This is a genomic window from Rhizobium sp. L9, from assembly GCF_002531885.1.
In the GTDB taxonomy this organism is placed as follows: domain Bacteria; phylum Pseudomonadota; class Alphaproteobacteria; order Rhizobiales; family Rhizobiaceae; genus Rhizobium.
The window spans coordinates 113,159-138,979 of the sequence record NZ_NWSZ01000019.1 but is presented as its reverse complement, the minus strand read 5'-3'; the positions used below and the strand labels follow the sequence as shown (position 1 = coordinate 138,979).

Below are 25,821 nucleotides of genomic sequence, written 5' to 3'. Positions count from 1 at the left end.
CATCTCTCATCGAAGGGCCATTCCGATGTCCATCAAAGCCGACCGCCTGAAAAACGTCTCCATTTCAGCATCCGCCGCCATGACCCAGCGCGCGAGAGAGCTCGCCGCCAAAGGCATCCAAGTCGTCAGCCTCTCCTCCGGCGAACCGGATTTCCCCACTCCCGCGCACGCTATCGAAGCGGCGCATGCCGCAGCGCTGGCGGGGGATACGAAATATCCGCCGATGGACGGCACGCCGGCGCTCAAGGCCGCGATCATTAGAAAGTTCAAGCGCGACAACAATCTCGACTACGACGCCAGTCAGATCGTCGTCTCGGGCGGCGGCAAGCAGGTGATCTTCAATGCGATGTTAGCAACCTGCAATCCGGGCGACGAGGTCGTCATTCCCACGCCCTCCTGGGTGAGCTATGCCGACATCGTCAAATTCGCCGGCGGCGTCCCGGTCGCCGTTCCCTGCCACGAAGAGACCGGCTTCAAGCTGCGCCCGGAGGATCTGGAGGCGGCGATTACGCCGCGCACAAAGTGGCTCTTCCTGAATTTCCCGAACAATCCTACCGGGGCAGCCTGCTCCCGGGCCGAGATGGCCGCCATTGCCGAGGTCATGCTGCGTCATCCCCATGTCTGGATCATGACCGACGACATCTACGAGCACCTGGTCTATGACGACTTCCAGTTCTGCACGATCGCGGAAGTCGAGCCGAGGCTTTACGATCGCGTGCTGACGATGAACGGCGTCTCCAAGGCCTATGCGATGACCGGTTGGCGGCTCGGTTTCTGCGCCGGCTCGAAAGAGCTGATGGCAGCTATCAGCAACGTCAACGGACAGAACGGCGGCGGCATCGCGACGCTCACCCAGGCGGCCGCGATCGCAGCGCTCGATGGACCTCAGGATCTCCTTAAGCAGCGTGCGGCGATCTACAAGACACGACGCGACTTTGTCCTCGACAAATTGTCCAAGGTGGAAGGGCTGCGCTGCCACAGGCCCGAAGGCGCCTTCTACATCTATCCCAACATTTCAGGACTGATCGGCAAGACCAGCAAGGGCGGCCGAAAGATCGAAACGGATGTCGATTTCGTTATGGCGCTGGTTGAAGAGCATCATGTCGCGACCGTGCAGGGCGCGGCCTACGGCATGAGCCCCTTCTTCCGCATTTCCTACGCCACCAGCATGGAAAAACTCGACGAAGGCTGCGCGCGCATAGCAGAGTTTTGCAAGGACATGCGTTAAGCCGGCAAAGCGTTTTGCGTTTTCAACCGCGCCGTCAGACCGAGAAGGATGTCGCGGACGGCAAGGGCCGGCTCCGAAAGGGGGTTCTGGTCGGAAACGCAAAGCGACAGGGTTTCCTCGATGCGCGGCGAGACGAGCCGGCAGATCAGCGGCTCGCTCGATTCCGATACGATGCGATTGGCGATGGCTTTCGGCATGACAGTGGCGCCGAGACCATTGCCGACGGCGCGGCCGAGGGTACGCACGATTTCGACTTCCGCCACGACCTTCAGATTGGTGCGGGTGCGCGTGAAGGCGGTATCGACCGCCCGGCGGACGAAATTATAGGCCGGCGGCAACAGCATCGGCATCCCGTCGAGTGCGCTGACCGGAACAGGCTTTTCATCCGCTTCGATCGCAAAGTCGCGATGAGCGACCAGGAAAAACTCTTCGCTGAGAATCGGCTCGAACCGCACACCTTTGATCGGACCGGTTCCATGGAGCAACGCCATCTCCAGCCGGCCGTTCATGATCATCTGGCTGTAAGTCTGGCCGACGCTTTCGGTCAGATGCAGCAGGATCCCGGGATGCAGTTTCCGGGTCTCCGCCAGGAGATCGACCGAAAGTGTCGCGGCGCTGCTGAACGGCACGAGGCCGACCGATACGCGCCCGGCAAGCGAATTGCCGGCCGCTGAGGCATCGGCCTGCGCCTGCTCCATCTGCCGAAGGATGATCTGCGCATGACGATACACCGCATGCCCGGCGTCGGTCATGCTCACGCCCTGTTGGCTGCGGATCAAAAGCTTATGGCCGAAATGCTCCTCCAGCGCCGCGAGCTGCTGGCTCAGCGCCGGCTGGGCGATATGCAAAAGATCCGCTGCGCGCGTGATGCTGCCGCTGTCGACGATGACGATGAAAGATTTAAGGCGTCTGATGTCCATGGGGAGTGGAGTACCATTCTAATCTGCGCAGGTGGCAATGTTTACAGAGGCGCCTGGCTTTTGCAACGCGACGCGGTTTGCGGTCAGCCAAGATTTTGATGAAGCTGTGACGCCGCGAAAGAACGCCGGCAGCGGCCTCTTACACTTCTTCGGCACTGCCCGAGGCTCCATAACCGTTGCTTATTGCTCCAGAGATAATCGGTCTTAGGCAAGGGGTTAAAGCTTCGCTACTGTCTCAATCAACAACAAGGGAACGACAATGCCATTCTCCGACTACAAGACCGCACTGGTTACCGGCGCATCCTCCGGAATCGGCGCAGCCGTTGTCGAGCGGCTCTGCCGGGAGAACATCGAGGTCCACGCGGTTGCCCGCAGCACTGAGGCGCTGCAGCAGCTGGCCGCGCGGACGGGCTGCATCCCTCACGCCATCGATGTGACCGACCGAAGGGCATTGGCCGAGCTCGCGGCTCGGGTGGAATTCGACATTCTCGTCAACAATGCCGGCGTCGACCGGCCGAAGAAATTCCTCGAAGCCGACGACGGCGACATCGATCTCATCGTCGACGTCAATCTGCGGGCGGTGCTGCACCTCTGCCGCCTGGTGGTGCCGGGCATGGTGGCGCGCGACCGCGGCCACGTCATCAACATCTCGTCGATCGCCGGCGCCTATAATTTCGGCGGCAATTCATCCTATCACGCCACCAAGGCCGGCGTGAGCATGCTGTCCAACCAGCTGCGCATCGACGCTTTCGGCAAACGGGTGCGGGTCACGGAAATCTGCCCCGGCCGGGTCGCTACCGATATCTTCAATCACGTCCATGGCAATGACCCCAGCGTCCGGGAGCGGTTCATCGAAGGTTTCGAATTGCCGCAGGCGGCCGATATCGCCGATGCGATCGCCTTCGCCATCGCAGCCCCGGTCGCGGTCAACATCGGACATATGGAGATCACCCCGACGCTGCAGGTCATGGGCGGCCTGCAGACGGCCAAGCCGCAGCCTGAGGCGAAGACGGATCAATCCGGGGAACCAAAACCGTGAGCGGCTTCGACCTTTCGGCGATCCTCGGAAATCCGGAATATGCCGCCATGCTGCTGCATGGCATCGAGATGACCTTCGTCATCTATGCCGGTTCCTGGTTGCTGGCGATGACGCTGGCGCTTCTGCTGCTGAGTCTGCGCCTATCACCCTTTCGCTTCGGCGATCCGTTTGTCGCCGCTTACGTTTCCTATCACCGCAACGTCCCGACGCTGGTGCAGCTCATGCTCTGGTATTTCGGGATCTTCACGCTGATGCCGAGCGGCATCGCGACGTGGCTTGCCAGTCATAATGCGGAAGCGATCTTCGCGGTGATCGGGCTGGGGCTCTGCCAGGCGGCCTATTTCAGCGAAGATCTTCGTTCGGGCGTGCGTTCGGTCGGTGACGGCCAGATGCAGGCAGCCCGTGCACTGGGCCACGGTTACGTCTCGGCGATGCGTTTCGTGATCATGCCACAGGGCGTGCGCAATGCGCTGCCGCCGCTCATTAATCACAGCGTCTCACTGTTCAAGAACAGCAGTCTTGCCGTCGTCATCGGCGCGTCAGAGCTGACGCATGCCGTTAAGGAAATCGAGAACCTCAGTTTCCGCACCTTCGAGATCTACCTGATCGGCACCGTTCTCTACCTCTTCTTTTCCCTCGTGATCATGAGCATCGGCGCCTACCTGTCGATGCGCGCCGATCCTGCCCGGAGTGCCCGCGCATGATCCAGGACATGATCGCCATCATCAAAGACTATTGGCTGCTGCTCCTGATCGGCCAATATCCGAACGGACCGCTCGGCGGGCTTGCCAATACGCTGATCCTTTCGGCGCTCAGCATCGCACTCGCTTTTCCGGTGAGCATCCTGTTCGCAATGGCGCGGCTCTCCAAGTCGCCGCTGCTGCGCTGGCCGGTCACCGCGCTCGTCTATTTCACTCGCGGCGTGCCGCTGCTCATGCTCATCCTGTGGAGCTATTTCCTGGTGCCGCTGCTGACCGGCGCCGACGTGCCGAGTTTCGTCACTATGCTGACGACACTCGTGGTCTATCAGAGCGCGTTTCTCAGCGAAGTCGTCCGCGCCGGCATCGTCGCGCTCGGACCGGGCCAGATGGACGCAGCGCGTGCACTTGGCCACGGCTATATGGGCGCGATGCGCTACATCATCCTGCCGCAGGCGCTCTACAACATGATCCCGAGCATCATCTCCACCTTCGTCTCGACGATCAAGGACACGACGCTCGGCTATGTGATCAACGTGCCGGACCTGACCTTTTCCGCAAGCCAGGTCAACAACCAGCTGCTGACGCAGCCCTTCCAGGTCTTCCTCATCCTGGCGATCGTCTACTTCATCATCTGCTGGACGCTCACCTACTTCGCAAATCGCCTCGAGCGGCGCATCACGCGGCGGCGTGCGGGACTTCTCAACGTTCCCACGGCCTCCCTGGTCGCGCCATCGAAAATCGTATCGGAGCAGCTATGACCATGTCAGTTTCCGCAGAGGGATCGCAGACGATTCGGCTTTCGCAGGTCTGCAAGAGCTATGGCGACTATCCGGTCCTGAAGAACATCGATGCTGAGGTCGCGCGCGGCGAGGTGGTCGTTATCTGCGGTCCATCCGGCTCGGGAAAATCGACGCTGATCCGCACGATCAATCGCCTGGAAGAGATCAACAGCGGATCGATCACGCTCGAGGGGCAAAACATCCACGCGTCGATGCGGGCGAAGGAGCTCAACGCAATGCGCAGCCGGATCGGCTTCGTATTCCAGAACTTCAACCTCTTCCCGCATCTTTCCGTGGCTGAAAACGTCTCGATGTCGCCGGTCCGGGTAAAGGGTGTCGCGCCCGAGGTCGCACACGAAAAGGCGCTCAAGCTTCTCGACCGGGTCGGCCTCGCCGACAAGGCCCGGGCCTATCCCGGTCAGTTGTCCGGCGGCCAGCAGCAGCGGGTGGCGATCGCCCGTGCGCTTGCCATGGAGCCGCCGGTGATGCTGTTCGACGAGCCTACGAGCGCGCTCGATCCCGAAATGGTCGGCGAGGTTCTCGCCGTCATGAAGAGCCTGGCGTCCGAAGGAATGACCATGCTCTGCGTCACCCACGAAATGGGCTTTGCGCGCGAGGTCGCGGATCGGATCTGGTTCATCGACGCCGGCCAGATCATCGAAATGGCGACACCGGAGGCTTTCTTCACCAATCCGACCCATCCCCGGGCCCAGCGTTTCCTCGCTGATCTCAGGCACTGATACCAATCACCAAAAACAAAGGAGAACAGCAATGAACTGGAAATACCTGAGCCTCGCCGTCGCATTGGCCGGCATAACAGCCGCCGCACCCGCGAAAGCCGATCAGCTCGACAATATCATGTCGGCGAAGACCCTTCGCTGCGCGACTTTCGCCGACGTTCCTCCCTTCGCTTCGCCCGATCCGAAGACCCGCGAGATGGCCGGTTTCGACGTCGATCTCTGCGGCGCCATCGCCAAGGAGTTGGGCGTCAAGGCTGAAATCAAACCGGTGTCGGTCGAGGCCCGCGTACCAGAAGTCAAGCTCGGCCGCGTCGATATCACCGTTGCCAACCTTGCCTATACGCTGAGCCGCGCCGAGCAGATCCAGTTCAGCGACCCCTATTATCTCGCCAAGGAAATGCTGATCGTGCCGGCAGACGATGCCGGCAAGACGAAGGCGGATTTCGCCGGCCAGCGCATCGCCTCGACCAAGGGCTCGACCTCGGAAATGTCGATCAAGCTCAACAAATCCGACCCGCTGACCTTCCAGGACACGGCTTCTGCCTATCTCGCCGTTCAGCAGGGCAAGGCGCGCGGCATGGTGGCCAACACCATGACGACGACCAAGTTCGTCAATGAATCGAAGAGCAAGGGCAAGGAAATGCGGATGATCGAGGAGCCGATGCTGTACCAGCCGATCGGCATCGGCATGGCCAAGGATCAGCCGGCGCTGACCGCCAAGATCAACGAGATTCTGCACAAGCTGGACGAGTCCGGCGAGATCAACAAGATCTGGGACAAGTGGCTCGGCCCCAACACCGAATATAAGATGACCCGCACCGACAAAGTCGTGCCGCTTAGCGAACTGAAATTCGACCCGATCCCGTAGACCAACCGGTCTCGGACCTCCCGAAGATAATGCAACCGAGATAAGACGGCGGGATTTGCCCGCCGTCTACAAACGATGTGAGGCATCCATGATCCATATAAAAGATATCGCTGAACGGCCCAGCAAAGCCGACGTCGAGGCCGTTTCCAAATTTTCGCCCGCAACCATCCACGAAGCCCAGGGGCGCCGCGGCGCGCTTTCCTCCCGCCTCAAACCCGTCGACTACCGGATGAAACTGTGCGGTCCGGCCTTTACGGTCAAATGCGCGCCGCGCGACAACATCATGCTGCAGCTCGCCATCAACTATGCAAAGCCCGGCGACATCATCGTCGTCTCCGCCGGCGAATACGAAGAAGCCGGCTCGTTCGGCGACGTCCTTGCCAATGCATGCCTCGCCAAGGGCATCGGCGGCCTCGTGACCGACACCGGCGTGCGCGACACGCTTCAGTTGAGGGAGCTCGGCTTCCCGGTCTTCTCGCTCAGCGTCTGCATCAAGGGCACGGTGAAGGAAACCATTGCCGCTGTGAACGACCCGATCATCGTGGGCGGCGAAACCATCAATCCCGGCGACATCATCGTCGGCGATGCCGACGGCCTGGTGGTCGTGCGCAGGCAGGAAGCCCAGGAAGCCGCCCGGCTGTCGCAAGCGCGCGAAGATGCCGAAGCCGGCTATATCGCCGCCTACAAGGCGGGCAAATCGGTCATCGAGGTCAGCAATCTGGCGCCGGTGCTGAAGGCCAAGGGTCTCGTCGTCGACCTTTGAGACGGATCCCGCCGTCGCTTTGCAAGTCGGCCCGCCATTTCGGCCAGCTGATCACAGACGCCGGGGCGTAGTTTCACTCCGGTTCCAAAAATCACCGATATGCCGCTCGAGGGGAAATCGCCCAGTCGATGCTTTGAGTCCACTCGGATGGCGAACCCAGGGTTTCAGGTTCCTCGTCAACGCGCCTCATGTCGGCGATGACTACGACGTGATCCAATCCGCAAAGATCTTAGAGAGCCGGCGTTGGCTACCAGCTTTTGGGTAAGCCAAATAGTGCCCGATGTAGCGATTGTCCCTGCTATTGGTGAAGGGCCGCACGAGCCGACCACTTTTCAATTCCCGATTTGCGAGAGTATTGGATTCCAAAGCGATCCCTAGACCATTTGCCGCTGCATCGACCGCAAGGAAACTTCTGTCGAAGCTCATCGCAGGAAGAGGAGGGGGGCCGAGATTGTTGAGTTCGAACCAGTCGATCCATTGGATGCGCTTCAAGTCGCTTCTGATGAGCGGCAGGCGCTCAAGATCACGCGGCGTTTTCAGCCGCTCTGCCATTTTCGGACTGCATAAGGGCGATACGATTTCCTCTCCCAGTGGCACGACGATGAGATCTTCTCGGTTGGAAGGCTCGCCGTAGACAATATCGACGTCAAAGAGGCCGTCGACGAACCGTGCGTAATTCGTGCTTGCCGCCACTCTGACTTCGACCCCTCCATTCTTGCTGAGAAAGTCTGGAAGTCGTGCCGACAGCACCTGCGCTGCATAGCTGGGCGCGCAATGAACCCGCAAAAGATGCGCCTTGTTCGATGAAATCATCTCAACACCGCGCCGAAGTTCCTCGAATGCGTTGGAGGCATGGGAGAGGAGCGTCTGCCCCGCAAGCGTGAGGGTGACCTTGCGTGTGCTCCGTTCAAAAAGAGATGTACCCAGATCCCGTTCCAGCTTTGCAATGGCGTGGCTCACGGCGCTTGGCGACAGATGCAATTCTTCCGCTGCAGCCCGGAAAGAAGCAAGCCGGGCTGCAGCTTCAAATATGCGAACCGCGGAAAGGGAAGCCATCTGTAACATGCCATTAGTGAACCAGATTCACCTACCGTTGTAAACTTCGCGTTTGTCGAACGTCATCGACTGCGGCAGTTTCGGCCTTGCAAGCCGACTGACAGGTTCATGATTTGCCAGATGCTTGGGAAGCATCGGGAGGAGATTACATGCTACTGAATGGGAAGACCGCGGTCATTTCGGGCGCGGCGAGCAGGCGCGGCATTGGTCGTGCCACCGCACAGCTTTTCGCCGAGCACGGCGCTCGCATTGCGATCCTCGATATTGATGCAGAAGCCGCTGCTGAAGCGGCTGCGAGCTTGCCAACCATTGATGCCGGGGTCCACATTGGCCTGCGCTGCGACGTTGCCGACAAAGATTCATGCACCAGGGCTGCCTCCGAGGTCATTGCTTCCTTCGGTGCCGTCAACGCGTTGATCAACAACGCTGGTATTACTCAGCCCGTCAAGACGTTAGACATCACGGATGCTGATTGGCAACGGATTGTCGCCGTCAATATGACCGGCGTGTTGTTCCTGAGCCAGGCTTTCATACCCTATATGCGCGACAATGGCGGCGGATCGATCGCCTGCATGTCTTCAGTGTCGGCGCAGCGTGGGGGCGGGATCTTCGGCGGCCCTCATTATTCGGCCGCTAAGGCAGGCGTGCTTGGCCTCGCCAAGGCGATGGCTCGCGAGTTCGGGCCGGCTGGAATCCGCGTCAACTCGGTAACGCCTGGACTTATCCAGACGGACATTACCGGCGGCAAGCTCAGCGAGGAGATGCGTGCTGACATCATCAAGGGCATTCCGTTGAGCCGGCTCGGTGAAGCGACCGATGTCGCCAACATCTATCTGTTCCTCGCATCAGACCTCTCCGCTTATGTCACCGGTGCGGTGATCGACGTCAACGGCGGCATGCTCATCCACTGAGATCCGTCGCCAAACGACCAGGAACACCCACATGACCCAGATAGGACACAACATCAGCCTCACCGAGCGGGCCCGGCGCATCCGGCGTCATGCGCTGCGCATGGGTGAAGTTCAGGGGCAGGGCTATATCGCGCAGGCGCTCGGCGTCGCCGACGTGCTCGCCGTCTCATATTTCCATGCAACGAACTACCGGCCGGAGGACCCGGAATGGGAAGGACGCGACAGGTTCCTGCTGTCGATCGGTCACTATGCCATCGCGCTCTATGCAGCGTTGATCGAGGCCAAGATCGTTCCTGAGGACGAGCTGGAAACCTATGGCACCGACAACAGCCGTCTACCCATGTCCGGAATGGCCGCCTATACGCCCGGCATGGAGATCACGGGTGGGTCGCTCGGCCATGGGCTTGGCATCGCGGTCGGGATGGCTCTCGCGCTGAAGCGGAAGAAGTCATCATCCTTTGTCTACAACCTGTTTTCCGACGGCGAACTCGATGAAGGCTCGACATGGGAGGCAGCGATGTCGGCCGGATCTTACAAGCTCGACAACCTGATCGGAATCGTTGACGTCAACCAGATGCAGGCCGACGGTCCGTCGATCGGTGTCCTGAATTTTGAGCCGCTCGCTCCCAAATTTGAGGCGTTTGGCTGGTTCGTTCAACGGGTGGACGGAAACGACATCAATGCGCTTGTGGAGGCATTCGACGCTGCTCGCACCCACCCGGAAGCAAGACCTCGCATCATCATATGCGACACGAAGATGGCAAAGGGCGTGCCATTCCTTGAGGCGCGCGATCGAAACCACTTCCTCCGCGTGGAGCCTCACGAATGGGCTGAAGCCCTCAGAATCATCGATGCGGGAGCGGAAGCATGAGGCGTTCGAAATATATCCGGCCAGCGCATCTCGAGAACGGCGGCGACAAGCCTCGCCTGACGACTTCGGCGATGATCGCATCCATTGCCGGCCCGGATCAGCTGACCAAGGCTGCACCCTTCGGCAATGCATTGGCAGCATTGGCCCGTCGTAACGACCGTATCGTCGGCATGTCAGCAGACCTCGCGAAATATACGGACCTGCACGTGTTCCGCGCGGCGCATCCCGACCGCTTCTACCAGATGGGTATGGCCGAACAGCTATTGATGATGTCGGCCGCTGGAATGGCGCGCGAAGGCTTTCAGCCCTGGGTGACGACTTACGCCGTCTTCGCGTCTCGACGAGCCTACGACTTCATCTGTTTGGCGATCGCCGAGGAGATGCTCGACGTGAAGATCGTCTGCGCTCTTCCTGGCCTGACCACGGGCTATGGCCCTAGCCACCAGGCGACGGAAGATCTAGCGATGTTCCGAGGAATGCCGAACCTGACGATCCTGGATCCCTGCGACGCAAGCGAAATCGAGCAAGCGGTTCCGGCGATCGCCGCCCATAAGGGGCCGGTCTACATGCGTCTTCTGCGCGGCAACGTGCCGGTGGTTCTGGAGGAGTACGGCTACAAGTTCGAGCTCGGCAAGGCGAAGCTCATCCGAGACGGCAAGGATACTCTGATCATCTCGTCTGGCCTGATGACGATGCGGGCGCTCGATGCCGCCAAGCAGCTTGAGAAGGACGGCGTTGACGCAGCCGTCCTGCACGTTCCGACAATCAAGCCTCTCGACGAGGCGACAATCATCGCCGAATGCCGGAAAGGCGGGCGCCTCGTAGTCGTGGCGGAGAACCACACCGTTATCGGCGGTCTCGGCGAGGCTGTCGCAGCAGCCCTGATGCGCGCCGGCGTAGCGCCCCACGCCTTCCGCCAGATTGGCTTGCCGGACCAGTTTCTGGAAGCAGGGGCCTTGCCCACGCTTCACGACCAATACGGTCTCTCGACACTCAAGGTCACGGAGGCGGTGAAAGCCTGGCTTTCGACGTGATGCACATGGCCGGTTGAGGAGAGCCGGCCGACAAAAGAAAAGCTTATGACGGAGGATGATATGAGCTTTCAAGTAAAGAGACGCACTTTCTTGGCGACTGCCGCGGTGGTCCTTGCGGCCCCCGCAGTTGTGCTATCCGCCCGATTCGCCAGTGCCGCCGCTACGACACTCACGCTTGGTCATGGAGCAGCGCCGGGTAATCCCAGAACCGTCGCGGCCGACAAATTCGCGCAGCTCGTCAAGGAAAAGACTGAAGGGCGCGTCCAGATTAACGTCGCGGGTGCGGAGACGCTCGGCAGCGATTCCGCCATGCTGACCAGCCTGCGGACTGGCGCGCTCGACTTTACCGCCAACAGCCAGGGCGCCACTTCGGCGATCGTGCCGGAGCTGAACGCGCTCGGACTGCCGTTCCTCTTCGAAAATACAGGCAAGGCGATGGCCGTCCTCAATGGACCGGTAGGGGCAGAACTTGGCAAGCGTTTCGAAGCCGTCGGCGTCGTTCCGCTCGACTGGTGGGACAATGGCATCCGCCATCTTACAAATTCGAAGCGGAAGGTGACCACTCCGGCGGATCTGTCGGGCATGAAGATCCGAACACCTGCTGATCCCATGACGATCGACATCTTCCAGACCTTGGGTGCAGGGACCGAACAGATCGCCTTCGGCGAACTCTATATCGCCTTGCAGCAGGGCGTCGTGGACGGGCAGGAGAACCCGCTCGCCAATATCGAAAGTTCGAAGCTTCATGAAGTCAACAAGTACATCAGCCTGACCGCCCATAAGTGGGAATCGACGCCTTTCCTGATGTCGAAAATAGCTCAGGCCCGGCTTGGAGCCGACCTAGAAGCCGTGAAGGCGGCTGCCAAGGAGGCCGGGGACCTTCAGCGCAAGCTCTCGAGCGATAAGGCAGCCGAGGTGCTCCAGAACTTCAGGAGGAATACCGCTGTCGAGGTGGTGGAGGTCGACCACGATGCCTTTGTGAAGGCCACCGCGCCTGTCGCGGATATCTGGAAGAAGAAGCCGTTCGGCGACTTCGTCGCACAGGTGGTAGCTGCAGCGAAGGGCTGACGCCCACTTACGACAGGGAGGCATCATGAGCAGGTTCTACTCGGCCATCGAATTGGTCGCCGGAATGATCGTCGTATTTGCGCGCCTGGTGATCATCATCAGCGGTATCGGCCTGACAGTGGTCACTTCGGCCAATGTCGTTATTCGATACCTATCGACAAGCGGAGGCCTCTCATTCGCCCAGGAGCTGCCGATGCTGATGTTCCCCTGGTTCATCATCGCGGGCATCGTCATGGCCGCCCACGCCGGCGGGCATATGGCCGTGGAGTGGCTGTACGGAAAGCTGGACGGCGCTGTCCGGACGGCGGCCTTGATCGTGGCGAACGGCATCAGCGTCGCGGCATTTCTGGTACTGGCTTACCAAGCGACCGTCGTGGCCGAAATCGCAGGCGCGGAACACAGCGCCGTTCTGCAGCTACCGAACAGCATCGGATACTACTCGCTTTCCACCGGCGCGGTTCTCGTCTCCATCGTAACGATCGCTGCGACCGCCCGCGTTCTGAGATCGGGCTGGGAACACCGACTTGCAATCAGCCCCGAGGAGCTCGCGCTATGACCATCGTCATGATCATCGCCTTCTGCGTCCTCATGGTGCTTGCTGTTCCCGTTGGATATGGGCTCATCATCGCGGCGGGCCTCGGAGTGCTCTTCAACGGCTACGTGCCTCTCTCGGTCGTTGCCCAGCAGGTCTACGATCAAACCCAGTCATTCCCGATGCTGGCGCTTCCATTCTTCATGCTGGCAGGGACATTGATGCTGGGCGGCGAACTCGGCCGTCAGCTATTGGAGCTCGCATCTCGTGCGATGCAGCGCTGGAGGGGCGGACCGCTCTCGACCACGGTCGTTTCTTCAGTCGTGTTTGGCGGCGTCTCGGGTTCTGCCGTCGCGAATGCGAGCGCGCTGGGATCCGTGCTTATCCCGTGGCAGAAGAAGCAAGGCTTTCCTCCCGCGCTTTGTGCCGCTAACAATGCGACCTCGGCCGTCATCGACGTGCTGATACCGCCGTCAATTCCGATGATCCTCTATGCGCTGATCAGTGGCGTCAGCGTGGGCGACCTCTTTATCTCAGGCATCATTCCGGGTCTGATCATGGCCACGAGCTTCGTGTTCGTATGCTGGTACATCTCCGTCAGGCGGGGTTATGCCGCGGCGGCTGTGAATGTCCGCAAGCGCGAGCTGGCGCGATTGGCTCTCCAGAGCCTTCCGGCGATCCTTCTGCCGATCCTGATCATCATCTTCCTTCGTTTCGGCCTTGCGACGCCGACGGAGGTCTCGGTCCTGTCGGTGGTCTATTCGCTCGTGCTCAGCATTCTTTTTTACCGAGACCTGAGCTGGAAGCGTTTCTGCGACAACATGGTCGAGGCGGGCGTCGCGACGGGCGTGGTCATGCTTGTGATCATGGGGAGCGCCGCGGTCGGCTGGGTGCTCACGTTCGACCAGGCGCCTCAGCAGATGGCGGAATGGGTTTCCACTCACATCTCCAGCCCGATCGTGATCATTCTCATGATGAACGTCATCATGCTCGTCGTCGGCATGCCGCTCGACATGCCACCGGCTATCTTGTTGCTGGGACCGATCTTCGTCCCTCTCGCCGACTCCATCGGTCTGGATCGCGTCCAGCTCGGCCTGATGATGGTGATCAATCTGGGGATCGGGCTCTATACGCCGCCGATTGGCACCACGCTGTTCATCTCGTCGTCGATCGCAAAGGCGCCGTTGGGAACGACGACCAACGAGCTCTGGCCGTATTTCGGCATGGCCATGCTTCTCCTGCTGGTGGTCAGCTTCGTGCCGGCGCTGACGATCTACTGAGGAGCGTTCAATGAGCGAAACTTCAACGAACGTTATCACCGTGCGGGGACTGACGAAGTCCTATGGCGCAACATCGGTGCTCAAAGGCGTCGACTTCTCGGTAGCACGTGGTGAAGTTCATGCGCTGCTTGGGGGGAACGGCGCCGGGAAGTCGACGATGATCAAGATCATCACCGGCGCTGTTTCCAGGAACGATGGCGATATCCGCTTCTTCGACGATGACGGCAGGGAGCGGAGCGAGACTGAGGGCAGGGCGAGGGTTGCTGTCGTGCACCAGGAGCTGGCGCTTCTGTCCCATCTCACCGTGGCGGAAAACATTGCCTTGCCGCATCACCGGAAAGGCATGGGTCTGTTCAGACGCACGGCGGCCGCAAGACAGGCCTTCGAGTCCCTGCGCATGATCGACCAGGGCTTCGCAGCCACCTGCTTGCACCGGCCTGTCGGGAGCCTGAGCCTTCACGAGGGCCAGATGGTCGAAATTGCCAGGGCTCTCTCATCGGGCGCGGAGTTGATCCTCCTGGATGAGCCAACGGCCAATCTCACCGCCCTCGAAACGGAGAGGCTGTTTACGGTATTGCGGAAGCTGACCCGCGAAAATGGGCTGTCGGTCGTGTTCGTCTCCCATCGCATGAAGGAGATCAGGCAAATCGCGAACGTCTGCACAATCATTCGTGACGGACGGACGGTCGTGGATCGGCAGGCGATAAATGAACTGTCCGACGTCGCAATCATCGAAAAGATGGGCCAGGTGACGGCCTCCCACGCGGTCGAGCGGACGCGCCTGTCGGCGGTCACGTTCGACGCTTCTTCCGCGACGGACAGGCTCACGATCCAAGAGCAAGGATTCAAACTGGAACTGCGTCCTGGCACGATTCTCGGGGTCGCCGGAGCGCCAGCCGGACCTGCGATGCTGATTGACGGGCTGACCGGGGCGGCCCGGAGGAAAAGATGGACTGTCGCGCGCGCCGGATGGCCGGATCGCCTCCAGTCTCCCCGTCAAGCCGCTCGTCTTGGCGCCGGATATATCACCGGCGACCGGGCCCACAAGGGCGTGCTCCACAGCCTGCCCATCATCGACAACGTCATGGCGTCGCGACGGGTTGTCCGCGGTGCCGCGATCGCAGGCGGATCGGAAGGTGCCGAGTGCCTCGACCTCTTGAAAGCCCTCAAGGTGAAGGCGGCATCGGTCTGGGATCTGCCGAACACGCTGAGCGGCGGGACGCAGCAGAAGCTCCTGATCGCTCGCTGGCTCGGCGTCCCGTCGCGGCTCCTTGTGCTGGAGGAGCCCACGCGCGGCGTCGACATCGGAACGAAGCGTGAGATCTACCAGCTCATCAGGCAGATGGCCGCCAGCGGCACCATCATCGTCTGGTGGTCGACAGAGAACGTCGAACTGTTGGAAGTATGCAACCGGGTCGTCGCCTTCGATACCGAAGGTAGATGTGCCGGCGTCCTGGAGCAGGACGACTTTAGCGAAGAGAAACTCGTTACATTGACCGGAATGGCAGCATGACCAGGACACAGGCACAAGTCGCTCGGACGGAAACGCCGACAGCAGACATCAAACAAAGGGAGAGCCTCTTCAGCGCCTATCGAACGGAGATCGCGATTGCGGCCGCCATCGTCCTTCTTGCACTGGCGGTCGGCTCCCAGGTTCCCCAGGCGTTGACATGGGGCAACTTCGCGAACATCACACAGGCAGGCGCGCCACTCATCATCATGTCGCTCGGTGTCCTTCTGGTCGTTATAACCGGCGGCATCGATCTATCGGTCGGGTCGGTCTTCTCGCTCACTGGTATGGTAACAGCGCAGGCGATGGCTGGCGGTTTCGGCGGTTTCTCGGCAGGTCTCATCGGGCTTTGCGTCGGGCTCTTGTTTGGATCCATCAACGGCTTCTTGGTGACGATCGCAGGCTTGGCGCCTTTTGTCGTCACGTTGATCACGTTCGCAGTCGCCGGGTCCCTGGCGTTCATTGTTACGAACGGACGGTCGATGCCGATCGGCGATCCTGATTTCTGGCTACTCAACAGCGGCAGCATGATACCTGGCGTTCCGAATTACATCCTGTTCTGCGTCGTTCTTTTGATCCTGATCGAGCTCTTCCTAAAGAAGATGGTTGCGGGCCGCTGGTTTTATGCGGTCGGAAGCAGTTCCATGGCGGCGTACCTGCTAGGCATTCCCGTCAAGCGCACGAAGTTCATGGCTTATGTCGCGTCTTCGCTTCTGGCGTCATTTTCGGGGCTTCTGACGATCTCGTACATCCTGAACGCCGAATCCACGGCGGGATCGAGCCTTATGCTGCAGGCTATCGCCGCGGTCGTGATCGGCGGAGCAAGCCTCTTGGGTGGCACCGGAACCGCTGTCGGCGCCGTGCTGGGAGCGCTCATGATCACGGTTATTCAGAACGGCGTCAATCTCATTGGTATCAACAGCTTCTGGCAGGGCTCCGTCACCGGTGTCGCCATTCTCATCGCGGTTCTCATCGACCGCTTCAGCAAATCACGACGGGGAGCCGTTTGATCTTAACCCGGCATGTCGCCGGACAAGTGGAGGAGGAACGTAAATGAAAAATCTCAAACAAAGGCTCAGGCTCGTCGCCTGCGCAGCCATTGCTACCATGGTATTTTCTGCGGCGGCGCAGGCGCAGGACAAGAAAACGGTTGCCTATCTCGCCCCATCGCTCGACATCTCGTACTGGCAGTGGGTTGGGTACGGCGTGAAGGAAAAGGCAAAGGAACTTGGCATGGACTATGTCGAGTACACGTCTGAAAATTCACCGGCCAAACAGATGGATAACGCCCGCACCGCCGTGACCAAGGGCGTAGACGCCATCGTGATCGGCCCGGTGAGCTCCACGAGCACGCCACCGCTTCTCGCATATTTGAAATCGCAGAACATCCCGATCGCCTTCGCCGGTATCGGCCCGCAGCCCGGCCAAACCGACTACACCTCGTCAGTTACGGCGAACAATTACGAGACCGGCAAGGCGCAGGGAGAATTCGTCTGCAAGCTTGCCAAGGACCGCGGCGGCAATCAGGTCGGCATGTTGTCGCTGCCCCAGGATCGAGAGAATGCCCAGAAGTATCTGAAGGGAGCGGAAGAGGCATTCAAGGCAAGCGGATGCGATCTGGCGCAGATGTTGGAGACGAGGGGGCTTACCGTGAACGAAGCCGTCACCCAGGCCAACGACATGCTCACCGCACATCCTGATATCAAGGCGATCTACGGAATGTACGACGAAGCCGGAACGGGTGCGGCGAAGGTTCTACAAACGCGGGGACTGACTGGCAAGGTCGGCATCGCCGTTGCGGACGGCAGCCCGACGACCATTGGGCTTTTGAAATCGAACGCCATTCAAGGCATCTTCTTCCAGGAAGCAGTCGGGCAGGGAATAGACGGGACACAGCAGGTCTACAACGCGATCTCAGGCGCACCGGTCAAGAAGGATCTCGCACTTGTCATGCCGCTCGTCACGGCCGACAAGGTCGATACCCCCGAAGCGAAGGCCGTCATAGCGCGCGTGTTTCCGCCGGCGAACTAATCGGAATCGGACGCCGGCGACCATCTCCGGCGTCCTCCCAAGCGTGGCAATATTCAGGGGCAGCAGTCATGGATGACCTACCGATCATCGATCCGCATTTCCATCTTTGGGATCTCGATAACAACTATTACCCGTGGCTGTCCGATGGCGTGAAGCCATCCGCCTTCGGAGACTATGCTGCGATCAACAAGACATACCTTATCGAGGACTTCCTCGCCGATGCGAAGAACCAGAACCTTGTGAAGGCGGTCCATCTCGACGTCGGCTATGATCCGAAGGATCCGGCCGGTGAGACGCGTTGGCTGCAAAGTGTGGCCGACAAGCACGGCTTCCCTCACGGGATCGTCGGATACGCCGACCTGCGCAGACCCGACGTCGGCGATCTTCTGGACGAGCACATGTCCTGTGCGAACTTCCGCGGCATCCGCCAGTCGATGAACTTTCACGACGATCCCGCGAAAACCTATCTGACCGAACCGGAAGTCAGTCGGACGCCGGACTGGCGCCGAGGCTTCAAGGAACTGGCGCGGCGCGATCTCAGCTTCGACCTTCAGCTCTACTATTGGCAAATGGAAGAATTCCTCGAACTCGGCCGGGACTTTCCCGACGTGCAGATCATTCTCAATCACACCGGCATGCAGGTCGATGGCCCTGGCCATTTCGAGGGCTGGCGAAAGGGAATGCGAATGCTGGCCCAGGCGCCCAACATTGCATGCAAAATCTCCGGCCTCGGTATGGGAGATTGGACGTGGACGGTGGATAGCATCAGGCCCTACGTCGAGGAGACGATAGCAGCTTTTGGCGTTGAACGGTGCATGTTCGCTTCGAACTTCCCGGTCGATAAGTTGTTCGGCAGCTACGACAAGATAATGGATGGTTTCAAGGCTCTGGTGGTCAACTACTCGCGAGATGAGCAACTGGCGCTTTTCCATGACAACTCGGCGCGCTTTTACAGAATCTAAGATGGAGATCGTTCACAACTGATCTCCATGTCATACACGCTGCGCCGCCAATACCATGCCTGTTAAGGTCGTTGTTCGGAGGAACGGTGATGATGCAAGCCGCAAGTGATCACGAGGCCTTGGAGCGCTTCCTCAACAGCGAGGAATGGATAAGAAGATCTTCCACGGTCCTTACCGCAATGGCCAATGGCAAGAGGCTGAAGATGCTATCGCTACTGACCTGCAACAAGTTCAGCGTGAGCGACATTGCCAGACTGGTTGAACTCGACCAATCCGCCGCATCTCAGCATCTTGCGAAACTTCGTAAAGTCAGTTTGGTCGAGACGCGCCGCCATGGACAGCAGATTTTCTATGAGTGCCGCGCACCGGAGGTTTCGCGGGTTCTGTCGGCACTCATAACTAACGATATAGGTCAACGCTATCCTACAAATCTGTGATATCGCGCGTCTGCCCCATAGCCGCATGAGAAATCCGTCTGGGACGGCTGCACCAAGTCCTGTTAAAGTCTACATTATGGTCAACAACGCTGGAATCCTCTCCACTTGCGCGGGTTTCCACAAGGTGGACCCTGCCGAAATCGGCGCAGTGATCAATGTGAACCTCAAGGCACACTGAGGCATCTGACCCGTGCAGTATTGCCGGGCATGATGAAGCGGAAACGTGCCCACATGATTGGATCGATTGGCGGTCAGGCGCCTGATCCGTAAGCGGTGGAGCCACCACGCATGGCCACGAGTAAAGGGCCGCCTTGAAGAGCGGCCTTCAAACCACAGTGGCTCTGGGCGTCGGGGTGACCGAAGTCGTTCCCGTCCAATCCAGCCCGCACGCGTTTCATCAAACAGCGCGAACGCCGTTGACTTTCGGGCTTTCGCCGACACCGCTCGGGTTGAAGTGTTCCGGACTGATCAGGCTACTGGCGGCGGTACGAAGGTGAAATTCCATTCGAAAAGCCTCTTCCGTCTATTCAAGCTCTGTCTTTGATGATCGCCGCGCTGTTTGTTGGCCTCGTCACCGGTATGGGCGTTGAGCAGCTCCTTCCTTTGGCGATAATGCATGCCCCTCTCCGGATTTCCCGCCAAGATAGTTACAACGCCTGTCCGATGCGCGAAAAGTTATCCAAAAGACTGAGGTCGCTACTCGAACTCCTTCAATGATCGATTTCCTGAGTCCGAGGAGTAGTTGTAGCGGTCGTTCGACATCCGCTTCGGCCGGGAAGTCCTTAGTCGCTGGCACGGCGAGCGCTTCGAGACCAGCGACTGGCTTGTTGCCATAGCGTTCACGTTTTATGCCAGGAAAATCGCATAATGGATCGACTGGAAGTTGCCGTGGGCCGACGAACGGGAAAATCACCGATCGCCAAACACAAAGCTATTTCCGGCGAGGGATCTCCGGTTCTCCTTTCGAGTTCAACCAGGCCTCGAATGACAGGGTTGAGGTTCGACGCCCATCAAGGCAGCTGCGCATCGAATGACGGGTCTGGAGTTCCGCGCCCCGCGTAAATGGTGTAGCCGCATCCGGCCCAGCATAGGGCGGCCCGCGTTCGGCGAGCCTTCCCTTGAGGTAAGTTGAAGCCCCATGGGCCTGCTTTCTGATTCGCGATTGACATCGACGGCCTCTGATTCCCCCAGGCGATCCTCGCCGATGCGTGCGATGAGCTGAAGATTTCTCCAGACAATCAGGCCTTCGTGGCGCGGGTTGTAGGCCTGCGCTCTTAAGGTCACTCTCGGGAGGAAATCCTTCGAAGCCTTAGGGTGCCGTTCGCGAGTCTTCCTGACTGTGGGCAGAAACAAACTGCCATTGATCCATGAGGATCGTGGGTAGCCGCAGCATCTTCGGCTGGCCACGTCACGACACTGATAAGGAGGGTTCTTCCTGGGTTGACGTGGTATCTGTCATTTCATCGGCGTCTCGCATCCGGTCATTCACGTTTTTTCAGGTCCGGCTATCGACGCGGCGATAGCAGTCGCTTTCTCCCGATCAACGTAACCCGCCACATAGCCTTCCAGCAGAACGTTTCTCCCGACCATGCTCACAGAAATCGATGAGCTTTCGAGTTCCGGTTCCGCGGACATGGCCGCCTGCACGCTCGCAAGCTTATCGTGGGCGAGGGTTTCCGGCTCGAATGTCATGGCAGTCCTCCTTCTTGCTGCGAAGGAAACAGCGGGAAGACGATTTGGTTCGATGCCGGGACTTAGGTCCTATGTGCGTTCCAACGAGACTTCTGCGATGCAGACCATCAGGGCTTCGTGGTCCGGGTCGTAGCCCAGCACTTCCAAGATCGCTCCCGTGAGGAAATCCTTCGAAGCGCTAAGGTGGAGGTTGGGAGTCTCCCTGATCGCAGAAACATGCCGCCGCTCATCCATGAGGACCGTTACGGTGACGGACTAAATCTCTCACTACATGCCGCTACCGTGCGCATGAATTCGGCGATTCCATGCTGCTCAATCGGCAACCGTTGCCCGGCCCCGCCATTGCGGCGGGCAGCCATCTATCTTGATCGCCCCTGCCCGAGACAGTCAAGCAGCCCGCGTAGCGTTTTGTTCACCCAAAGGTGGATTTATCCTTCGATTTAGACGCAAAAATTGTAAATGTCCGGCAAGCCGTGCGCTGTGTTCGTCACTGCAAGCTAAGCTCACGAGCTCCCAACCGCACGACCGGCTTCGACATTAGTTGTTGCTGGGCCAGAAACTCAGGATGTCTTCGAATTGCATTCTTCGTTCCTGGCCGCATACCTCGGCTCGGATCCAGCGGTGGCGAACTCTCTGTCGCGCATAGCAAGTTCGCTGCGGCAAGTCGACGTGATCGATTACCGACGGTTACAACCGGGACGCTCTGCACAAATCCTCATCGTCGATTGCCGACAGCAGCACAGAGACGAGCACTCGTCTGCAAAACTCTCTCCCGAACTGCTTCAGCTGGCACTCGTTTCCGAAAACAACGTGCACCGTGCCGTGATTTTCGCCAGCGGGTTTTACGACTATCTGATGTGGCCGCTGCTTGAGCGGGAAGTCCTCAGCCGGCTCGCCGGTTGCGTCGCCGAGATCGAAGGGCGATCCGGCGCGCGGTTCTTCTCTGCCGACCCCCTCGTGCAGAAGTCATGCGATTTGCTGGCGCAGCGCGTCAATCAGCGGACCGCTCTCAGCGAACTGGCGCGCACGGTCGGCAGCAACAGGACCACGCTAGTCGATCGGTTTGAAGTCTCCTTCGGTTGCGGGCCGATGACTTGGCTGCGCCATTACCGCATGGCCGAGGCAGCCCGGCGCTTGCGCAGCGGACGCGAAAGCGTCGCTAACATCGCTGAATCGTTAGGTTACGAAAACAGCAACAACTTCTCGACAGCGTTCAAGGCTATCCACGGCATCTCGCCACTGCACTACCGAAAAATGGCATTGCGCAGAGAAAAGCCTGTCTGAACCAAAGGTCGAGATCGGAATGGCCTGTTATACATCCATTGAGAGAAAAGTATCGGATATACCCTCACTGGTTACCGCCGCCGCCCTCTCGGCTCTAAGCAACGTTCAGATCTCACAGCAGGAGAGACAAGCATGCCAAGCACATCCGCAGTGAATATCAAGGATCACGAACAGGCCTATTCAAACAAAGGCTACGACGCAGCACGCGCTTTCTTTCATGCCAAGCCGCTGGTTCTGGCCCAAGCTAATGCCGCTCCCCCGAGCGATGACAAAATCGCAAACGACCAGGGCACGGTACAGTTCCACCTTATAGGCCAAAAAACAGACGATCCGAAGTACAGCGGGATCATGAACGAGAACCAGGACAATCTCCTCGCGATTGGTGGCCTAATTCACGACTATATGCACACGAACTATCCCAACATCGACTCCAAAAAACTCGATATAAACACCTGGACAAACGTCGTTGGCAACGTCCCCGATCTTGCAGTCGGAGCGCAGAAGCAGAAAACCTACTCGAACAAGTTTGTTGGCACATCCGTTTCAGGCACCTTTCTGTCGCTGATTGCCAAGGCCATCGTCACCGACGGGGCATCTCTGCTAACGGACTTCCAGTCCTTTCTGACCGAGATGGGCAACCTGACCTTCAGCGCTAGCAGCAAGGCCCAGCAATATAAGGCGCTGACGTGCACCTATCAGAGCTACCTGCTCGACAACGGAGCGGGCGGATATTTCGACTATGGCGCCATCGTTTTAAGACAGATCGAGTTCAAGGAATACTTCCTTGAGCTGAAGTCTTCCTGCTCCTCGACGCAGTACGTCAACGTCGACATGGACTATACGGAAGTCACCAACATCATTCAGACGCGTCGCATCCGAAAGGGAGGCCCCGATTACCAGAACTTTCAGGACATGGTGAACAAGAACTCCACGGAGCAGTTCCAGAAGGCCAAGAACTTCTTCAACGGCGGCTCAACTCCGCAGAACGACATCAAGCCTCAGGTCTGAGTGTTTCAGACCTCGATCTCAAGCAATGCAGCTAACCAGACAACGGTGCGGTTTGGGGTAAAACTCACCTGCTCCACGCAACGCGACAGGCTAATCCGGATCACGCCGCTGCACCGGGGTCTCTGTCGCGCTGCCCTAGGCCGGCGGTGCCCGTTGCCGTTCCGGAAGGAACCGACATGAACCCATTTGCGAAAACAGTTGCGGGTCTTTTCACAGTCGTCGGACCCAAGAGCAACACTCCCCTCGAAGCAGAGAGAATTTGCTCTGCCCTGATCCAGAAACTGTTGCAAGATCCGTCACGCAACCTGGATCCGCGTACCTGGCAGAATGCGGTGCAGATGATCCCGACTCAGGTGGGAAGTGCGATAACATCGCAGACGTTGAGCCGCACAATGCCACTTAGCGATTTGCCGGGCGCACTTGCGTCGATCTGCCTCGACGGCGCGAGCGGAGGTCGCTCCCTTGCCGACCTGGCAAAGCCGATCGCATACTACCTGAGCACATACGGGGAGCCGACCGCATTCAATTTCCTGCTCCTGGATCAGACCAACGCTTCTAATATCCACCTAAGTCTGACATGCCTGAATGTGACCGACGGTCCCGATTTAGGGAATTTTAGCATCACGTCGACCTTGGTTGCGGCGTCGCTGAACCTGTCGAACAAACTAACGCAGTCAATCATCACGAAGGTTTTCGGCTCTTTCGGCCCGCCGGACGAGCAGCCCTTCTATCTGCGCATCTTCGTCTGATCGAAAGCCCACCAACGTCCAACTCTATGGAGATACCGATGATTATCGCAGCCTGCACCGACGATACAATGGTCGAAGACATAGCCCGCAATGCCGCCAAGGGCAATCACCACGTCTTTGGCGAATGGTACAAAGTATTCGACAAGGGCATTCCTGACCTCCACGCGACGGAAGATCTTTTCATCGTGGCCCATGGCGCGGCCTTCGGCGATGAAGGCCAGCCCGTCATCGGTAGCAAGGGAGATGACTTTTACCTGACTGCCCGTGATCTGAACACCAACCTGACGGTCTTCCCTGACGGCTATTCTGGCCGCGTCTACGTGTATGCCTGCCTTTCGGCAGCTCCTGGCGCCGGCGGGTTGAGTTTTGTCGAGTCCTACAAAGCACTCATTGGCCGAAGCTTTCCAAAGCTGACTGCCTGGGGCCAAACAGGAAAGCCCTCGGGTCCCTTGCCCCCGCCGACGGATAAGTCCTGGGTCGAAGCGCGCAACGGAAAATAGCTCTCCGCCGGGCCGGCCCGGCGGAGCCAGGAAGTAGCATTCACGCAGTAGATAACCACAAATGGAGGTAAGAACCATGTCTGATTGGAAAGACGTCTCTGTTAAGCCCGCTCACGAAAGTGTTAATTTGCTCGAGGGTGGAACCGGAAGTGGCGGTGAGAAGGAGTTTGCCTGCGGCAAATTCCCTTCCGATAAGCACCCGAAGGAAGGCAAGAAGTACGATATCAGCGCAACGCCTAAGGGCGGAATCTTCGCAATGGATTGGACCGCGACCTGCACGTTCGCAGGAGAGACGTCTGAGTTCAAAGTCGAGTAGAATACATCATCCGAGGCGCCCTTCTCCAGGGCGCCTCCCGCCATGGAACTAAGGGAGACCGCCGTTCAAGCCGCGCCATTGCCCCCGGGTGGGATAGGGACCAGCACTCACGCCTGCAGCACCTGTGTGATCACCGTCCATGCAGCTTGACCAAGCCGTGCATCAACTTCATCGCGGAACGACAGTCGGAGCAGCGATGCCGGCTTCATCGCCCGAGCGGAGGAACGCGTCCCGAGATTGCTTCGGAGTGATCTGACCGCCGATCGCATCGACGCGAGCCTTCACCGCAGCAGGTCGAGGCGACCAACTGTTGTGCCCCGTCCGGCTGCCCGGCAATGACAAGCCGTCGGCTATTCGGCTGGAGAATCGGAAGAACTGCTGAGAAAATTTCACAAACGCGTGGAGCAAGCTTGGGAGAGCGACAACCACTTCCATAATAGCAGCTTACAACGCAATAAGACCGGCTGAACGGTAGCATAGCAAATCGCGCCAGGGGTGTAGCGGTTCGATTCCTTTCAAGAGCTCCGCCTAAAGGTGGGGCGCTTGAAGGGTGACGAAAATTAAAGCGCCGGAATAGCTTCCGTCACTCTGTCGCGATAGATTTCACAGCGGACGCGACGACGGCGAGAGCATTCTCATCAAGACCAATTACACCATCCTGCTTTTCACCGATCAGTTTGGGCTTTGCACCGCTGTTGTCCCAAATCCAGGCTCTGTCAGCACGTTCAAGAAACCAAGGGAGTTGATCGAGAGATCTTGCGTAGCGAGCACGTACCTTATCGGCGGGAACGTCATGTCCACCCTTCGCGACGCGTAGCTTGATGCGCTCGATCGATCGTTCCGGACTGTCCAAAACGGTGTAGAAAAGCCATACAGCAAATCCCAAGGCCTCAGCGGCTTCCACAAGACGTCGATATTTATCTGTAGATAACACGGTCTCGACGCCAATTGTTTTATGGACGGCTATGGATGAATGGATCCAGGCCTCGATGCGTTGAACTGCAATCAAATTGGCTTCGGAGAGTGGTTTCTTTTCTACTTCACTGATCCGGGCTGCTAGAAGATCAGGATTGACAATCCATACGGACCGCCCTTCCAACTCAAGATCTGCATTTGCATAGACGCTACTCTTACCGGATCCGTTGGGTCCTGCAACGATCAGAAAGACAGGCTGCTCAAGCTTTTGCAGGAGCACGGTCGACGACGCCTGTCACAGCTTTGTTATCACGGCGAGCCTTGGCCACATTCTTGCTGAAGACGTAGGTGATGTCTTGTCCAAATGTTTGGCTTTTCGCGTCAATCGTGCGCACAGTGACGAACTGCCCGCTGCTCGAATCGCGAACTCGCTTCTCCGTCACCGCGTTGCCACGCACTCCGGAGTTTGGGCCACCAAGCTTTTTGACGACGACTTTTGCCATGTTTACTCCAATTCTTCACGGTCCAATATAGCAAGCATCATCGAGCCCGAAAAGACCAATCCGAGCAGGTTGCGGATGGGATTGTTGGACGGCAGCCGGCCGGTCGAGATACGAGCAACCAGGT

At 58.9% G+C, this 25,821-nt stretch carries 28 protein-coding genes and 1 pseudogene; 23 read left to right on the top strand and 6 right to left on the bottom strand.

Annotated elements, in window-relative coordinates; all coding sequences use genetic code 11:
* Positions 1-25 precede the first annotated feature (25 nt).
* Positions 26-1,228, top strand: coding sequence for a pyridoxal phosphate-dependent aminotransferase (locus CO660_RS20090; RefSeq protein WP_097600214.1), 1,203 nt, complete (start codon positions 26-28; stop codon positions 1,226-1,228).
* Here CO660_RS20090 and nac read toward each other — a convergent pair.
* Positions 1,225-2,148, bottom strand: a complete 924-nt coding sequence (gene nac / locus CO660_RS20085; protein WP_097600213.1) for a nitrogen assimilation transcriptional regulator NAC — start codon at positions 2,146-2,148, stop codon at positions 1,225-1,227. The genes CO660_RS20090 and nac overlap by 4 nt on opposite strands.
* A 259-nt stretch (positions 2,149-2,407) precedes the next feature.
* Here nac and CO660_RS20080 point away from each other — a divergent pair, with 259 nt between their 5' ends.
* From CO660_RS20080 to CO660_RS20055, 6 genes are all read left to right on the top strand, one after another.
* On the top strand, positions 2,408-3,187 hold the full coding sequence (locus tag CO660_RS20080; protein ID WP_097600212.1) for an SDR family oxidoreductase: 780 nt from the start codon (positions 2,408-2,410) through the stop codon (positions 3,185-3,187).
* Positions 3,184-3,891 carry an amino acid ABC transporter permease gene (locus CO660_RS20075; protein WP_097600211.1) on the top strand — a complete coding sequence of 236 codons (708 nt, stop codon included), beginning with the start codon at positions 3,184-3,186 and terminating at the stop codon, positions 3,889-3,891. The genes CO660_RS20080 and CO660_RS20075 overlap by 4 nt, the downstream gene beginning before the upstream one ends.
* Positions 3,888-4,646 (top strand): amino acid ABC transporter permease, encoded by a 759-nt coding sequence (locus tag CO660_RS20070; protein WP_097600210.1) that lies wholly within the window; start codon positions 3,888-3,890, stop codon positions 4,644-4,646. The genes CO660_RS20075 and CO660_RS20070 overlap by 4 nt, the downstream gene beginning before the upstream one ends.
* Positions 4,643-5,407 (top strand): amino acid ABC transporter ATP-binding protein, encoded by a 765-nt coding sequence (locus tag CO660_RS20065; protein WP_097600209.1) that lies wholly within the window; start codon positions 4,643-4,645, stop codon positions 5,405-5,407. Before CO660_RS20070 ends, CO660_RS20065 begins: the two co-directional genes overlap by 4 nt.
* 31 nt (positions 5,408-5,438) lie before the next feature.
* Positions 5,439-6,275, top strand: a complete 837-nt coding sequence (locus tag CO660_RS20060; RefSeq protein ID WP_097600208.1) for an ABC transporter substrate-binding protein — start codon at positions 5,439-5,441, stop codon at positions 6,273-6,275.
* Between the two features lie 88 nt (positions 6,276-6,363).
* Positions 6,364-7,038, top strand: a complete 675-nt coding sequence (locus tag CO660_RS20055) for a 4-carboxy-4-hydroxy-2-oxoadipate aldolase/oxaloacetate decarboxylase (RefSeq protein ID WP_097600207.1) — start codon at positions 6,364-6,366, stop codon at positions 7,036-7,038.
* Between the two features lie 201 nt (positions 7,039-7,239).
* Here the strand turns inward: CO660_RS20055 and CO660_RS20050 are convergent, their stop codons facing one another.
* Positions 7,240-8,103 carry a LysR substrate-binding domain-containing protein gene (locus tag CO660_RS20050; protein ID WP_097600206.1) on the bottom strand — a complete coding sequence of 288 codons (864 nt, stop codon included), beginning with the start codon at positions 8,101-8,103 and terminating at the stop codon, positions 7,240-7,242.
* A 140-nt stretch (positions 8,104-8,243) separates the two neighbouring features.
* On the opposite strand from CO660_RS20050, the gene CO660_RS20045 reads away from it, so the two are divergent.
* The 11 genes from CO660_RS20045 to CO660_RS19995 all read left to right on the top strand — a co-directional run bounded on the left by CO660_RS20045 (position 8,244) and on the right by CO660_RS19995 (position 18,730).
* Positions 8,244-9,005, top strand: a complete 762-nt coding sequence (locus CO660_RS20045) for an SDR family NAD(P)-dependent oxidoreductase (RefSeq protein WP_097600205.1) — start codon at positions 8,244-8,246, stop codon at positions 9,003-9,005.
* 31 nt (positions 9,006-9,036) lie between these two features.
* The gene (locus CO660_RS20040) at positions 9,037-9,876 is read left to right on the top strand and encodes a transketolase (protein WP_097600204.1); all 840 of its coding nucleotides are present in this window, start codon (positions 9,037-9,039) and stop codon (positions 9,874-9,876) included.
* Positions 9,873-10,910 carry a transketolase family protein gene (locus CO660_RS20035; RefSeq protein WP_097600203.1) on the top strand — a complete coding sequence of 346 codons (1,038 nt, stop codon included), beginning with the start codon at positions 9,873-9,875 and terminating at the stop codon, positions 10,908-10,910. Before CO660_RS20040 ends, CO660_RS20035 begins: the two co-directional genes overlap by 4 nt.
* 60 nt (positions 10,911-10,970) lie before the next feature.
* Complete coding sequence (locus CO660_RS20030; RefSeq protein WP_097600261.1) at positions 10,971-11,978, top strand: TRAP transporter substrate-binding protein; 1,008 nt, start codon at positions 10,971-10,973, stop codon at positions 11,976-11,978.
* A gap of 25 nt (positions 11,979-12,003) precedes the next feature.
* Positions 12,004-12,534 (top strand): TRAP transporter small permease subunit, encoded by a 531-nt coding sequence (locus CO660_RS20025; RefSeq protein WP_097600202.1) that lies wholly within the window; start codon positions 12,004-12,006, stop codon positions 12,532-12,534.
* On the top strand, positions 12,531-13,790 hold the full coding sequence (locus CO660_RS20020; protein WP_097600201.1) for a TRAP transporter large permease subunit: 1,260 nt from the start codon (positions 12,531-12,533) through the stop codon (positions 13,788-13,790). The genes CO660_RS20025 and CO660_RS20020 overlap by 4 nt, the downstream gene beginning before the upstream one ends.
* Before the next feature lie 10 nt (positions 13,791-13,800).
* Positions 13,801-15,303: a sugar ABC transporter ATP-binding protein gene (locus tag CO660_RS20015; protein WP_097600200.1), complete on the top strand. Its 1,503-nt coding sequence runs from the start codon at positions 13,801-13,803 to the stop codon at positions 15,301-15,303.
* Positions 15,300-16,310: an ABC transporter permease gene (locus tag CO660_RS20010; RefSeq protein WP_097600199.1), complete on the top strand. Its 1,011-nt coding sequence runs from the start codon at positions 15,300-15,302 to the stop codon at positions 16,308-16,310. The genes CO660_RS20015 and CO660_RS20010 overlap by 4 nt, the downstream gene beginning before the upstream one ends.
* Before the next feature lie 43 nt (positions 16,311-16,353).
* A complete protein-coding gene (locus tag CO660_RS20005; RefSeq protein WP_097600198.1) occupies positions 16,354-17,331 on the top strand; it encodes a substrate-binding domain-containing protein in 978 nt (325 codons plus the stop codon).
* 68 nt (positions 17,332-17,399) lie between these two features.
* Positions 17,400-18,293, top strand: coding sequence for an amidohydrolase (locus CO660_RS20000; RefSeq protein WP_097600197.1), 894 nt, complete (start codon positions 17,400-17,402; stop codon positions 18,291-18,293).
* Positions 18,294-18,382: 89 nt separating this feature from the next.
* Complete coding sequence (locus tag CO660_RS19995; protein ID WP_097600196.1) at positions 18,383-18,730, top strand: metalloregulator ArsR/SmtB family transcription factor; 348 nt, start codon at positions 18,383-18,385, stop codon at positions 18,728-18,730.
* Between the two features lie 1,485 nt (positions 18,731-20,215).
* Here the strand turns inward: CO660_RS19995 and CO660_RS19990 are convergent.
* Positions 20,216-20,422 carry a BON domain-containing protein gene (locus tag CO660_RS19990; protein WP_245421347.1) on the bottom strand — a complete coding sequence of 69 codons (207 nt, stop codon included), beginning with the start codon at positions 20,420-20,422 and terminating at the stop codon, positions 20,216-20,218.
* A gap of 576 nt (positions 20,423-20,998) precedes the next feature.
* Here CO660_RS19990 and CO660_RS19985 point away from each other — a divergent pair.
* From CO660_RS19985 to CO660_RS19965, 5 genes are all read left to right on the top strand, one after another.
* Positions 20,999-21,706, top strand: coding sequence for an AraC family transcriptional regulator (locus tag CO660_RS19985; RefSeq protein ID WP_097600195.1), 708 nt, complete (start codon positions 20,999-21,001; stop codon positions 21,704-21,706).
* Between the two features lie 132 nt (positions 21,707-21,838).
* On the top strand, positions 21,839-22,714 hold the full coding sequence (locus tag CO660_RS19980) for a hypothetical protein (RefSeq protein ID WP_097600194.1): 876 nt from the start codon (positions 21,839-21,841) through the stop codon (positions 22,712-22,714).
* A 176-nt stretch (positions 22,715-22,890) separates the two neighbouring features.
* The gene (locus CO660_RS19975; protein ID WP_097600193.1) at positions 22,891-23,463 is read left to right on the top strand and encodes a glutamate acetyltransferase; all 573 of its coding nucleotides are present in this window, start codon (positions 22,891-22,893) and stop codon (positions 23,461-23,463) included.
* Between the two features lie 38 nt (positions 23,464-23,501).
* Positions 23,502-23,963 carry a hypothetical protein gene (locus CO660_RS19970; RefSeq protein WP_097600192.1) on the top strand — a complete coding sequence of 154 codons (462 nt, stop codon included), beginning with the start codon at positions 23,502-23,504 and terminating at the stop codon, positions 23,961-23,963.
* Positions 23,964-24,039: 76 nt separating this feature from the next.
* The gene (locus CO660_RS19965; RefSeq protein ID WP_176536330.1) at positions 24,040-24,279 is read left to right on the top strand and encodes a hypothetical protein; all 240 of its coding nucleotides are present in this window, start codon (positions 24,040-24,042) and stop codon (positions 24,277-24,279) included.
* Between the two features lie 168 nt (positions 24,280-24,447).
* Here the strand turns inward: CO660_RS19965 and CO660_RS33890 are convergent.
* The 3 genes and pseudogenes from CO660_RS33890 to CO660_RS19950 all read right to left on the bottom strand — a co-directional run.
* Positions 24,448-24,570: pseudogene (locus tag CO660_RS33890) on the bottom strand (DUF982 domain-containing protein); the annotation flags it as partial.
* Positions 24,571-24,862: 292 nt separating this feature from the next.
* Positions 24,863-25,474: a zeta toxin family protein gene (locus tag CO660_RS19955; protein WP_176536329.1), complete on the bottom strand. Its 612-nt coding sequence runs from the start codon at positions 25,472-25,474 to the stop codon at positions 24,863-24,865.
* On the bottom strand, positions 25,455-25,697 hold the full coding sequence (locus CO660_RS19950; RefSeq protein WP_097600190.1) for a hypothetical protein: 243 nt from the start codon (positions 25,695-25,697) through the stop codon (positions 25,455-25,457). Before CO660_RS19950 ends, CO660_RS19955 begins: the two co-directional genes overlap by 20 nt.
* Positions 25,698-25,821: the final 124 nt, after the last annotated feature.